General features: G+C 68.5%; 11 protein-coding genes. 4 read left to right on the top strand and 7 right to left on the bottom strand.

Translation table 11 applies throughout. From position 1 onward, the window contains the following. Positions 1 to 26 precede the first annotated feature (26 nt). Both ABFG95_RS13700 and metF read left to right on the top strand, forming a co-directional pair. The gene (locus ABFG95_RS13700) at positions 27 to 362 is read left to right on the top strand and encodes a phage holin family protein (protein ID WP_006389784.1); all 336 of its coding nucleotides are present in this window, start codon (positions 27 to 29) and stop codon (positions 360 to 362) included. A gap of 137 nt (positions 363 to 499) precedes the next feature. Next, positions 500 to 1,342: a methylenetetrahydrofolate reductase [NAD(P)H] gene (gene metF / locus ABFG95_RS13695; protein ID WP_054418482.1), complete on the top strand. Its 843-nt coding sequence runs from the start codon at positions 500 to 502 to the stop codon at positions 1,340 to 1,342. 167 nt (positions 1,343 to 1,509) lie between these two features. Here metF and ABFG95_RS13690 read toward each other — a convergent pair whose 3' ends face one another. From ABFG95_RS13690 to ABFG95_RS13665, 6 genes are all read right to left on the bottom strand, one after another. Further along, positions 1,510 to 2,508: a tripartite tricarboxylate transporter substrate-binding protein gene (locus tag ABFG95_RS13690; RefSeq protein ID WP_049077023.1), complete on the bottom strand. Its 999-nt coding sequence runs from the start codon at positions 2,506 to 2,508 to the stop codon at positions 1,510 to 1,512. Positions 2,509 to 2,663: 155 nt separating this feature from the next. After that, positions 2,664 to 3,527, bottom strand: a complete 864-nt coding sequence (locus tag ABFG95_RS13685; protein WP_054418480.1) for a proteasome-type protease — start codon at positions 3,525 to 3,527, stop codon at positions 2,664 to 2,666. Between the two features lie 55 nt (positions 3,528 to 3,582). Then, positions 3,583 to 4,386 (bottom strand): transglutaminase family protein, encoded by an 804-nt coding sequence (locus tag ABFG95_RS13680; RefSeq protein WP_175144650.1) that lies wholly within the window; start codon positions 4,384 to 4,386, stop codon positions 3,583 to 3,585. A 13-nt stretch (positions 4,387 to 4,399) separates the two neighbouring features. Next, on the bottom strand, positions 4,400 to 5,386 hold the full coding sequence (locus ABFG95_RS13675) for an alpha-E domain-containing protein (RefSeq protein WP_278989885.1): 987 nt from the start codon (positions 5,384 to 5,386) through the stop codon (positions 4,400 to 4,402). Between the two features lie 2 nt (positions 5,387 to 5,388). Next, positions 5,389 to 6,819 (bottom strand): circularly permuted type 2 ATP-grasp protein, encoded by a 1,431-nt coding sequence (locus ABFG95_RS13670; RefSeq protein WP_054418474.1) that lies wholly within the window; start codon positions 6,817 to 6,819, stop codon positions 5,389 to 5,391. Positions 6,820 to 7,239: 420 nt separating this feature from the next. Beyond that, complete coding sequence (locus tag ABFG95_RS13665; protein ID WP_049078201.1) at positions 7,240 to 7,917, bottom strand: 5-formyltetrahydrofolate cyclo-ligase; 678 nt, start codon at positions 7,915 to 7,917, stop codon at positions 7,240 to 7,242. A gap of 303 nt (positions 7,918 to 8,220) precedes the next feature. Here ABFG95_RS13665 and ABFG95_RS13660 point away from each other — a divergent pair, with 303 nt between their 5' ends. Further along, entirely contained in the window at positions 8,221 to 10,263 is a 2,043-nt protein-coding gene (locus ABFG95_RS13660) for a lytic transglycosylase domain-containing protein (protein WP_278989880.1), read from the top strand. Beyond that, positions 10,260 to 11,363 (top strand): CCA tRNA nucleotidyltransferase, encoded by a 1,104-nt coding sequence (locus ABFG95_RS13655; protein ID WP_278989878.1) that lies wholly within the window; start codon positions 10,260 to 10,262, stop codon positions 11,361 to 11,363. The genes ABFG95_RS13660 and ABFG95_RS13655 overlap by 4 nt, the downstream gene beginning before the upstream one ends. Positions 11,364 to 11,372: 9 nt before the next feature. Here ABFG95_RS13655 and ABFG95_RS13650 read toward each other — a convergent pair whose 3' ends face one another. Beyond that, positions 11,373 to 12,554, bottom strand: a complete 1,182-nt coding sequence (locus tag ABFG95_RS13650; protein WP_278989876.1) for an SAM-dependent methyltransferase — start codon at positions 12,552 to 12,554, stop codon at positions 11,373 to 11,375. Positions 12,555 to 12,578 lie beyond the last annotated feature (24 nt).

The following is a 12,578-nucleotide window of genomic DNA, read 5'->3' as shown; positions in this document are numbered from 1 at the left end:
GGAGCGTCAATACAGGAGGTCGAACAATGGCATTGATACTCGTCTGGATCCTGAACGCGGTGGCCCTGTTGGCCGTTGCCTACTTGCTGCCCGGCATCACCGTGGCCAGCTTTGGTTCGGCGCTCATCGCCGCGCTGGTGCTGGGTCTGGTCAACATGCTGGTCAAGCCGGTGCTGGTGCTGCTGACACTGCCCATCACGATCGTCACGCTCGGTCTCTTCCTCATCGTCATCAACGCCTTGTTGTTCTGGTTCGTCGGCTCCGTGCTGAAGGGCTTCCAGGTCAACGGGTTCTGGTGGGCCGTGGGCGGTGCGATCCTGTACAGCATCATCTCGGGCCTGCTTACCAAACTGATCCCCTGAATTCCCACCCCCGAGCGCTACGCGTTCTCCCCTCGAAGGGGGCGTGCCAGCGGACCGGCCAAGCCGGTCCGCGGCGCCCCGAGGGGGCGGCACCTGTTTCATGCAATGCGCATGGCGCTATGGATAACTGATCCGATATGTCCGACTCGACTTCTCCGGCGTTCAGCCTGGAATTCTTTCCGCCTCGCGACCTGGCTGGCCAGGAGCGGCTGGTCCGCGCGGCCAAGCAGATGCTGGCGATCCAGCCCAAGTACGTCAGCGTGACGTTCGGCGCCGGCGGCTCCACCCGCGCCGGCACGGCCGACGCGGTGCGCACGCTGCGTAACCTGGGCTGCGACGCGGCGCCGCACCTGTCGTGCGTCGGCGCCTCGCGCCAGGACCTGCGCGAGATCCTGCAGGCCTACAAGAACGAAGGCGTGCGGCGCGTGGTGGCCTTGCGCGGCGACCTGCCCTCGGGCATGGGCGGCGACGCCGGCGAATTGCGCTACGCCAACGAACTGGTGTCGTTCATCCGCGAGGAAACAGGCGATTGGTTCCACATCGAAGTGGCGGCCTATCCCGAAATGCACCCGCAGGCCGCCAATCCGTCGGCGGACCTGGATCATTTCGTGGCCAAGGTCAACGCGGGCGCCAATGCCGCCATCACCCAGTACTTCTTCAACGCCGACGCCTACTTCGACTTCGTCGACCGGGCCCAGGCCAAGGGCGTGCGGGTGCCGATCGTGCCGGGCATCATGCCCATCACCAACCACACCCAGCTGCTGCGCTTCTCGGAAATGTGCGGCGCCGAAGTGCCGCGCTGGATCCGCCTGCGCCTGGCCGAGCTCGGCGACGACAAGGCCTCGATCCGCGCCTTTGGCGTGGATGTGGTCACCGAGCTGTGCCAGAACCTGCTGGACAATGGCGCGCCGGGCCTGCACTTCTACACCCTCAACCACGCCGAAGCGCCGTTGGCCGTGTGGAAGGAATTGAGCGTGTGATCCCCGCGGCGCGCAGCGCGTAGTAACGCAAAGGCCGGCAGCTATTGCCGGCCTTTTTTCTCGGGCGTGTCAGGGTCTCAGCGCGCCTGACCGGCACGCGCGCCGCGTGGCAGCGACGGGCCGGCTGGGGGCGACGGCAAACGCGCCTCAACGGCCCGCATGACGCTTCAGTCGGCGTATACGCCCGCCTTGCGGATGATCGGCCCCCACTTGTCCACTTCCGACTGTAGCCAGCTCTGCAGGCCGGCCGGCGTCTGCTTGGCCTCGGGCACGATTTCCGCGCCCAGCTCGGCCATCTTCTGCGTGAAGGCAGGGTCCTGGAGCGCCGCGCGCAGGGATGCATTGAACTTCGCCACCACTTCCGGCGGGGTGCCCTTGGGCGCGTACACGCCGTGCCAGACCTTGACCTCGAAGCCCTTCAGCCCGCTTTCCTGCAGGGTCGACGCATCGGGCAGCGTCTTGATGCGATCCAGCGTGGTCACGCCGTACAGCTTGACCCGCTGCGCCTTGATGTGCGGAATGGTCTGCGTGGTCTGGTCGCACAGCACATCCACCTGACCGCCCAGCAGCGCCGTCAGCGCGGGGGCGGTGCCGGCATACGGGATCGTGGTGAACTGCGTGCCCAGCGCTTCCTGCAACAGCATGCCGCATAGCTGCGACACCGCCCCCAGGCCGGCGTTGGCCAGGTTGATCTTGTTGCCGTTGGCGCGCGCGTACTTGATGAATTCCACCATGTCGGCGGGCGGCAGATCCTTGCGGCCCAGCAGCGTCATGGGCACGTCGGCCACCTGGCCGACATAGGCGAAGTCGGTCAGCGGATTGAACGGAAGCTTGCGGTACAGCGCCGGGGCAGTCGCCATGCCGTTGTGGTGGATCAGGAAGGTATACCCGTCGGGCGCGGCGCGCGCCACGTGCGTGGCCGCCAGCGTGCCGCCCGCCCCGGGCCGGTTCTCGACGATGATGCTCTGGCCGAGGGTCTTGGACATGGCGGCTCCCAGGCTGCGGGCCACGACGTCGGTGGGGCCGCCCGCCGCGAACGGCACGACCAGCGATATGGCGTGGTTGGGATAGTTGTCCTGGGCCGTGGCCGGGCCGCCTGCCAGGCAGCCCAGCGCCAGCAGAGGCGCGGCCAGGCGCCGCAGGGCGCGCGGGAAATTCGGGGTCATGTCTCGTCCTTATGGTGTTATGGCGACCCGCAAGACGAAGCATGGCGGGCTGGCGTCAGTGTGGCGCGCCAGCCGCGAGATGAGAATTTGTGGTTTTACAAGCCGGGTTTAGGGAAGCGGAAAGCCGGGTTTGTACGGTGGGACAGGTCCGAGCCCTAGTTCGGCTGATCCTTGCCCGGGTCCTCCGCCAGCACTTGCGGCGCGGGATAGACGACCTGTGGCACGTCCACCGGTTCGGCCCGCAGCGGCTGGTGCTCCCGGCTGGCGGGCACCAGCGAACCCGGGTCTTCCGGACGGGTCCAGAGCGGATCCGGGATCTCGGCGAACACCTGGCGCAGGCGTTCGCCCCAGGTGCCGCGGATCATGCGGAAATATTCGTTGTGCTCGTCGATGCTGGCGAAGTGCGTGACGCGCAGCGCGTCGGCGTCATAGACCAGCAGGTCCAGCGGCAAGCCGACCGAGATGTTCGAGCGCAGCGTCGAGTCCATGGAGATCAGCGCGCACTTGGCGGCTTCGTCCAGCGAGGTATCGGGGCGCAGCACGCGGTCCAGGATAGGCTTGCCGTACTTGGCCTCGCCGATCTGGAAGTACGGGCATTCGGAGCCGGCCTCGATGAAGTTGCCGGCCGAATACACCTGGAACAGTCGGCAGCGTTCGGCGCCGATCTGGCCGCCGAAGATCAGGCTGACGTTGAAATCCACGCCCTGCTCGTGCAAGGCCGCGGCCTCGCGGTGGTACACCGCGCGCACCGCCGCGCCGACCCGGCGGGTGGCCTCGAACATGTCGGGCGCGTTCCAGACGGTTTCGCCACCCTCGTCATGCTGGCGCGCCAGCGCGTTCAGCACGGCCTGGCTGACGGCCAGGTTTCCCGAGGTCATCAGCACCATCATGCGCTCGCCGGGGCGCTCGAAAACGGTCATCTTGCGGAAGACACTGATCTGGTCGACCCCGGCATTGGTGCGGGAGTCGGACAGGAATACCAGGCCGGCGTCGAGGCGGGCGGCTACGCAGTAGGTCATGATCGAAAAAGGGAAAAAACCACACCGCATTGTATTGCGGCGTGGCCGGGCGGGGTTACTGCTGCAATGCCGTCTGCACCTGCACCGAGACTTCCATGGACTCCTCGCCGCCGCCGGTGCGCACGCCGCGCACGGGTGAGGCGGAATCATAATCGCGCCCCACCGCCAGGCGGCAGTGGCAATCGGACGCGAATTGGCGGTTGGTGACGTCCACGCTGGTCCAGCCGGTGCCCGCCAGCCAGACATCGGCCCAGGCGTGGCTGGCCGCGTGTTCGTTGGTGGTGTACAGATAGCCGCTGACGTAGCGGGCCGGCACGCCCAGGCCGCGCACGCAGGCCAGGAACAGGTGGGCGTGGTCCTGGCAGACGCCATGGCCCAGCTCCAGCACCTGGCCGGCGGCGGTGGTGACGTCGGTGGTGCCGGGCTCGTAGGCGACCCGGTCGTGGATCGCGGTGGCCAGTGTCAGCACGTCGGCGGGCGTGTTCAGGCCGTCAGGCAGCACGGCGTGGGCGAAGGCGAGGATGGTGTCGTCGGCCTGCGTCAGCGGCGTCTGCACGCAATAGGCGTGCACCGGCAGGCGGCTGTCCTCGCCGCCCAGCGCGCCTTGCGCCAGCGGGTCGACCAACACCTGGCCGACCACGCGCAGTTCGATTTCCGTGTGGGGCCGGTTCAGCGTCAGCGTGTGGGTGATGTTGCCGTAGGCGTCCACCTGCTGTTCGAGCACGCCGGGCGCCTCGATGTGCCAGCGCAGCACGCGCTGGTGCTCGTCGTCGCGCGGCGTAAGCCGCAGCGTCTGGATGCTGTAGGTGACGGGCGCGGTATAGCGGTAGTGCGTGACGTGCGTGATGATCTGTTTCATGCCTGTCTCCTTGTCATGCCGACAACGGCACCAGGAAGTCCTGGCTGATCCGGTTGCCCAGGTCGTTGATGCGGTCCAGGAAGTGCTCCAGGTACTGGTGCAGGCCGCTGCGCAGAATGTCCTCGACGCGGCCGAATTGCAGTTCGGCGCACAGCATGCCGGCGCGTCGCTGGGTTTCGGTCGAGCGCTGGTTGGACACACGGGCCAGATCCTCGGATACCGCCCGCATGGCCGCCAGCAGCGAGCGCGGCATGTCGGGATGCAGCATCAGCAGCTCGGCCACGCGGTCCGGCGTAATCACATCGCGGTACACCTTGCGATAGATCTCCAGCCCGGACACCGAGCTGAGCAGCGCCGACCAGCGGTAGAACTCGCTTTGCAGGGCGCCCGAAGCAGGGCCCTCGCCGCGGCCGTCCTGCTGTTGTTGCGGCGTGCCGTTGCCGTCGCGCTCGTGGAACTTCACGTCCAGCATCCGCGCGGTGTTGTCGGCGCGTTCAAGGTGCATGCCGATGCGCAGGAAGTAGAGCGCCTCGTCCTCCAGCATGGTGCCGATGGTGACGCCGCGCGCCAGGTGCGAGCGGAACTTGACCCACTCGAAGAACTCGCCCGGGTTGCGTTCCAGCAACCCGGTGTGCAGGTGCTTGAGCAGTTCAAGCCAGGTGGTGTTGTAGGTCTCCCAGACTTCGGTGGTGAGGCTGCCGCGCACGGCGCGGGCGTTCTCGCGCGCGGCGCGCATGCAGCTGTAGATGGACGAGGGGTTCTCGGCATCGCGCACCATGTACTGCAGTACGTCCTGCGGTGACACCGCGGCGTGCTTGGCGTGGTACAGCCGTTGCAGCTCGGAGATGCGCAGCACGGCGTTCCACGAGCCTTCGCGGGTCTGCGCGTCCTGCGGCAGCAGCGACATCTGCAGGTTCACGTCCAGCATGCGGGCGGTGTTCTCGGCGCGCTCGGTGTAGCGGCACATCCAGAACAGGTTGTCGGCGGTTCGGCTCAGCATCGTTATTCCTCCAGAACCCAGGTGTCCTTGGTGCCGCCGCCCTGGCTGCTGTTGACCACCAGCGAGCCTTCGGTCAGCGCCACGCGGCACAGCCCGCCGGGCACGGTGCGGATGTCCTTGCCGCACAGCACGTAGGGGCGCAGGTCGACGTGGCGCGGCGCCACGCCGGATTCAACGTAGGTCGGCACCGTGGACAGGGCCAGCGTGGGCTGCGCGATGTAGTTGGCGGGATTGGCGCGCACCCGATCCTTGAACGACTCGACCTCGGCGTGGGTCGCGGATGGTCCCACCAGCATGCCGTAGCCGCCGGCGCCGTGCACTTCCTTGACCACCAGTTCGTGCATGTTGGCCAGCACGTGCGACAGCTCGTCGGGACGGCCGCAGCGCCAGGTCGGCACGTTCGACAGGATCGGCTCCTCGCTCAGATAAAAGCGGATCATGTCGGGCACGTAGAGGTAGGTGGACTTGTCGTCGGCGATGCCGGTGCCGATGGCATTGGCCAGCGTCACGCGGCCGGCGCGATACACCGACAACAGGCCGGGCACGCCGAGCGCCGAGTCGGCGCGGAACGACAGCGGATCGAGAAAGTCGTCGTCCAGCCGGCGGTAGATCACGTCCACCTTGCGCGGCCCCTGCGTGGTGCGCATGTAGACCGTGTTCTGCTCGACAAAAAGATCCTGGCCCTCCACCAGTTCCACGCCCATCTGCTGCGCCAGGAAGGCATGCTCGAAATAGGCCGAGTTGTACATGCCCGGGGTCAGCACCACCACCGTGGGATCATCGCCGCCGTGCGGCGCCACTTCGCGCAGGTTGTCCAGCAGCAGGTCGGGGTAGTGCGCCACCGGTTCGACCTTGATGCGGCTGAACGCGTCGGGCATCAGCCGCATCGACATCTTGCGGTTCTCCAGCATGTACGAGACGCCGGACGGCACCCGCAGGTTGTCCTCCAGCACGTAGAACTCGCCGGCGCCGGCGCGCACGATGTCGACCCCGGCGATGTGGCAGTAGATGTCCTCGGCCACGTCCACGTCCTGCATCTCGGGGCGGTACTGGGCGTTCAGGAACACCTGCTCGGCCGGCACCACGCCGGCGCGCACGATCTCATGGCCATGGTAGATGTCGTGGATGAACATGTTCAGCGCCCGCACGCGCTGCTTCAGGCCGGCCTCCAGGCGGCGCCATTCGTCGGCGGGGATGATGCGCGGGATCATGTCGAACGGGATCAGGCGTTCGGTGCCGGCCGCGTCGCCGGCCACTGAAAAAGTGATGCCGACCCGCCGGAAACTCAGGTCGGCCTCCAGGCGGCGCGCCGCCATGGCTTCCGCCGATTGCTCCTGGTGCCAGCGCTCGAAGGCCTGGTAGTGGGAGCGTATGCCGCCGGCGCTGTCGCGCATTTCGTCATAGGCGGCGGGACGGGATGGTCTGTCCTTCATGGCTCCTCCGTTGCAGATGCTGACGGCCCGCTAGGGCGCGGCCGTTGGCCGGCCCTTGCGTGGCCGGTCTGAATGAATAAGCAACCCGTGTGCCAGCTTGCGCTGGCGCGGTCGGGATACAGCCTGGAGGTAAATATCCTCTGGTCGGCGGCGGATGGCTAGCCTCCGGATGCACCGAGACAGCGGTGGCGCGGGTGGGGCGGCGGGTCCCCGGGGGGCGGATGGCGTGGGGAAATGATGCGAAGCGTGGCTGCGCGGGAGCGCGGCGGCGTCCCGCGGACGGGCCAAGGCAGCGGGCCGCGCAGCGCGGCGGAAGGCGTGCCCGCCGGCAATGCCGCGCCAGGCGGCAATCGAGAATATCAGGGGCAGATCATAGGGCTTGCACCGTCATGGTGCAAGCCCCGGGGCGAAACTGGTGCGTCAGCGCAGCGTGTAGCGGTGCAGCGTGGCGCCGCCGCCCTGGCCAGGCTGTTCCTGCGGCGCGTGCGGCACCCAGCCATCGGGCGTGATGACGGCGTCCAGGCGGAAGTCGTGCGCGGCCGGTTCATAACCGGGTTCCAGTTCGCCGCAGCTCCAGGCCACGCCGATCGTGGTGAAGGCGTGGCCACGGTCGCGCAGCGCCGCCAGGGTGCGGTCGTAGTAACCGCCGCCATAGCCGAGGCGGTCGGCGGATTCGGTGTACCCCAGGGTCGGGACCAACAGCACATCGGGCAGCACCTCGGCCCCTTGGACCGGTTCCTGGATGCCGTAGGGGCCGGCGCGCAGTTCGGCGTCCGGCGTCCACGGCAGGAAGGCCAGCGGCGCGTTGCGCTCGCGCACCACCGGCAGCGCCACGGTGACACCATTTTCGGTCCATTGCTCCAGCAGCGGCCGCAGGTCAGGCTCGTCTTCCATCGGCCAGAAGGCGGCCACCACCGCGGGCGCCCGCCGGCCGGCCCGCACCGCTTCGTCGCGGGCCACGTTAAGCCAGGTGAACAGCCGCGCGCGCATCAGCAGGCCGCCGCGGCTGCGTTGGTCTTCGGGCAGTTCGGCACGCAGTTTCCGCAATCGCGTGCGTAGCTGGCTTGCGGTATCCTCTGGAGTATTTTGCGTAGTCATGCGGTAGCTGTAACAGGGGTGGAAAATGAGGGCGACAATGCGGGTCAGTGATAACACGTGCAATAGCGCGCACCCGCGCGCGGATCATCACGCAGCCAGTCGCCAAGCTGGCCATCGCGCCCACGACGGCGCGCATCGCCGCGCCTGTCTCTGCGCCTATCACTGCGCGGACCCGCAAGCCGCCGCCCGGGTCCACGCATGAAGCCCGCGCGCAACGCCATGGGCGCAGTCCGGGCCCCGCAATCCGGACGGTATCAGAAAACCGGTGGGAAATCCCTGCGCGCGGTCGACACCCGTGCAGGCTTGCGTCGCTGGTTGCCATTGCTGGCGCTGTTCACGGCCGCCTGCGCGCCCGTCGACGCCCAGCAACGCACCGCGTCCGTCAGTCCCCAGCCCCAACCCGCCGCGCAGGCGCCGCAACCGGCCATCGCCGTGCCGCCGGCCGTGCTGGCGGGCTTGCCGCCCACCGCCGAAACGCCGGCCCTGGCCGCCGTGGTGGCCGCGCGCGAGGCCATGAATCGCAAGCAGTGGTCAATCCTGGGCGCCCTGGTGCCGCAGGCCAAGTCCGACCCGCTGGGCATGTATCCGGAATACTGGCTGTTGCGCTATCAGCTGTGGACGCCGCCCCCGGGCGGACGGCCCAACGCCGAACTGCAGAAGTTCATCAGCGGCAATGGCGACGCCTACCTGGCCGATCGGCTGCGCGCCGACTGGCTGCTCGCCGCCGCGCGCAGCGGCGACTTCGAAACCGTGCGCAAGCTGGCGCCGGTCAAGAACAGCAACGCCCAGGTCGAGTGCGCCATCCTCAACGCCAAGCACATGACCGGCCAGCGCGCCACCGCCGCGCAGGCCATGGCCGTGTTCGCGCCGGGCGGCGCCTGCTGGGCGCTGTACGACCAGCTGGTCGCCGACAACGTCCTGGGCTGGGATCAGCTCGAACCGCAGTTGCGCGACGCCATCGAGGCCAACAAGACCGCCGACGCGCGCAAGTTCGTGCAGTACATGTTCGAGCCGCGCGACCAGAAGACCTACGATCTCCTCATCAAGGACCCGATGCGCTGGCTGACGCGGCAAGACCGCCTGCCGGTGGGCCGCAACGAGAAAGAGCTGGTCACCATCGCGCTGGCGCGCCTGGCCCGCTCCGATATCAACGTGGCCGATTCCTACCTGCGGCGCGAGTGGGCCAAGTCCATGGCCAAGTCGAACCTGGCCTGGATCCGTGGCCAGTATGCGCTGGTGGCCGCGCTCAACCTGGACAGCCGCGCCGACGACTGGTACCACGAGGCCGGCCATATCCGCATGACGGAATACAACGCCGGCTGGAAGGTGCGGGCGGCGCTGCGTCAACCGAAGATCGACTGGAAGTGGGTCATCGAATCCATCGATCAGATGCCCGCCGCGCAACAGCAGGATCCGTCCTGGATCTACTGGAAGGCGCGCGGTATGGCCGCGACCGGCCGGCGCGACCAGGCCAACGCGGCCTACGCCTCCATCGCCGATCGCTTCGACTTCTACGGCCAGTTGGCCGCCGAGGAACTGGGCCGCCGCATCACCGTGCCGCCGCGTCCGGCGCCCATCACGGACAGCGAGATCGCCGAGGCCCGTGCCAACCCGGGCCTGCGCCGCGCGGTACAGCTGTTCCGCCTGGGCTGGCGCCAGGAGGCCGTGCCCGAATGGAACTTCGCGTTGCGCGGCATGACCGACCGCCAACTGCTCGCCGCCGCCGAACTGGCGCGCGCCGAGAACATCTACGATCGCGTGGTCAACACATCCGACCGCACCGAGAAGGAATTCGACTTCAGCCAGCGCTTCATCGCGCCGTTCGAAGGCCGTGTCACGGCCAAGGCCAACGCCATCGCGCTCGACCCCGCCTGGGTCTACGGCCTGATCCGCCAGGAATCGCGCTTCATCATGGACGCGCGCTCGCACGTCGGCGCCTCCGGCCTGATGCAGTTGATGCCGGCCACCGCCAAGTGGGTGGCGGGCAAGATCGGCATGAGCAACTTCACGCCCGACAGCGTCAACGACTTCGACACCAACACCGAGCTGGGCACCAACTACCTGAATATGGTGCTGCGCGACCTGAACGGCTCGCAGATGCTGGCCAGCGCCGGCTACAACGCCGGACCGCGCCGTCCGCACAACTGGCGTTCCACCTTCAACCATCCCGTCGAAGGCGCGATCTTCGCCGAGACCATTCCGTTCAACGAGACGCGCACCTACGTCAAGAACGTGATGTCCAACTCGGTCTACTACGCCGCCATGTTCAGCGGCCAGCCGCAGTCGCTGAAAGAGCGGCTGGGCAACGTGGTCCCGCTGGGCGCGGAAAGCACCACCCTGCCATGATGGAGGATGTGGCGACGCAGGGCCTGCAGGTCTACATCGTGGGCGGGGCAGTGCGCGACGCGCTGCTCGGCCTGACGCCCGGCGATCACGACTGGGTGGTGGTCGGCGCCACGCCCGAGGACATGGCGCGGCGCGGCTTCATTCCGGTGGGCGGCGATTTCCCGGTGTTCCTGCACCCGGTCACCAAAGAGGAATACGCCCTGGCGCGCACCGAGCGCAAATCGGGCCGCGGCTACAAGGGCTTCACCTTCTACACCGGCGCCGACGTCACGCTCGAAGAGGACCTGCGCCGCCGCGATCTGACCGTCAACGCCATCGCGCAGAAGCAGGACGGCGAACTGGTCGATCCGCTCGGCGGCGCGGCCGACGTGCGCGCGCGCGTGTTCCGCCACGTGGGCGAGGCCTTCGAGGAAGATCCGGTGCGCATCTTGCGCCTGGCGCGCTTCGCCGCGCGCTTTGCCGACTTCAGCGTCGCGCCCGAAACCCTGGCGCTGTGCCGCCGCATGGTCGAGGCCGGCGAGGCCGACGCCCTGGTGGCCGAGCGCGTCTGGAAAGAAGTATCGCGTGGCTTGATGGCCGCCGCGCCGTCGCGCATGTTCGACGTGCTGCGGCAGTCCGGCGCGCTGGAGCGCGTCATGCCCGAGTTGCAGGGCTCCGAGGAGACCGGCGGTGACGTCGATCGCGCGGCCGCGCGCAACCTGTCGCTGCCGGGCCGCTATGCCTTGCTGTGCCGCCTGTCACCCGAGCGGGAAGCGCTGGGCCGGCGCCTGCGCGTGCCCACCGAATGCAACGACTACGCACGGCTCCTGCCCGAGATGTTGACGGGCTTGGACGCCACGCAGGCGCCCGGCGCCGACGAAGCCGACGCGCAGCTCGCGCTGATGGAGCGCGTCGACGCGCTGCGCAAGCCCGAGCGCTTTTTCGATCTGTTGGAAACGGTGGCGGTGCTGCGGCCGGTGGCTATCGGCGCCTGGCGCGAACGCGCCGAAGCGGTGCGGGGCGTGGATGCCGGCGCCATCGCCCGCGCCTGCGCCGGCGATCCGGCGCGCATCAAGCAGAGCGTGCGCGAGGCGCGCCTGCAGCGGCTGCGCGCCGCCTGACGCCGACTGCTACAGCTTGCCGAGGCGGGCGCCGCGCGCAAAGCCGATCAGCGACTGCGCGATGCCGCGGCCCACGGCCAGCACCTTGAAGAGTTCGCCCATCTCGGCTTCCGACAGCAGCTTCTGCACCGGCGCCACCGCCTGCGCGTAAGCGCGCGCATCGGTCGGGTCCAGTTGCGCCAGCAGTTCCATCAAGCCGGCGTTCATCAGGAAGCGCGCCTGTGACGTATAGCCCAGCACCTGCAGGCCGGCCGCCTGCGCGGCGTCCGCCATGGCGGTGAAGTCGACGTGCGCCGTGATGTCCTGCAGCCCCGGCGCGGTGAACGGGTCGCCATGCGCGTGGTGGCGCAGATGGCACATCAGCGTGCCGCCGGCGCGTTGCGGGTGGTAGTACTCGCCCTGCGGAAAGCCGTAGTCGATCAGCAGCGCCGCACCCTGTTCCAGCCAGCGGCCCATGGCGTCGATCCACGCTTCGGCCTGCGGGTTGATCTCCGACACATAGCCAGGCAGCGCCGGCATGCGCGCCGCGACCGCCTCGGCCAGGCGCGGCGGGGCTGGCCTATCTTCCCAGACGAAACCCTGCGTGGCGTCCCACGCCACGCCGCGTTCCAGCACCGTGCCGTCGTCGCCCCAGCGGAACAGCGACACCGGCATGGCGTCCAGCACTTCGTTGGCCAGCACGCAGCCGCGGAAACGGTCGGGCAGGGCATCCAGCCAGCGCACCCGCTCGCCGAACGGCGCCAGCCGCTCGGCCTGGCGCGCGCGCAGGTCGGCCGATACTTCGAGGATCAGGTACTGCGTGTCCTGCAGCCCCAGCGCGTCCAGTTCGCGCAGCACGCCTTCGGCCAGCGCGCCGGTGCCGGCGCCGAACTCCAGCACCGCCTGGGTATCGGTCTGCCGCAGCACCTGGGCCACCTGGCGTGCCAGGGTGCGGGCGAACAGCGGAGTCAGTTGCGGCGCGGTGACGAAATCGCCCGCGGGCGCGCTCGCATCGGCTTCAGCCAGCTTGACGTTGCCGGCCGCGTAATAACCCAGCCCTGGCGCATACAGCGCCTCGGCCATCCAATGATCGAACGGCAGCCAGCCGGACGCGGCGCCAATCGCGGCGCGCAGGTGCGCGGCGACGGCTTCGCTATGGGCCTGGGCGGCGGGAGGCAGCGGGGGCAGGTTGGCAGGGGCGGGGCGTTGCATGGCGGAAAAAGAAGCGTCGAAGAG

Origin of the sequence: Achromobacter sp. HNDS-1, from assembly GCF_040084795.1 — a bacterium.
In the GTDB taxonomy this organism is placed as follows: Bacteria; Pseudomonadota; Gammaproteobacteria; order Burkholderiales; family Burkholderiaceae_B; genus Achromobacter; species Achromobacter ruhlandii.
This window is presented reverse-complemented; position numbering and strand designations above follow the sequence as displayed.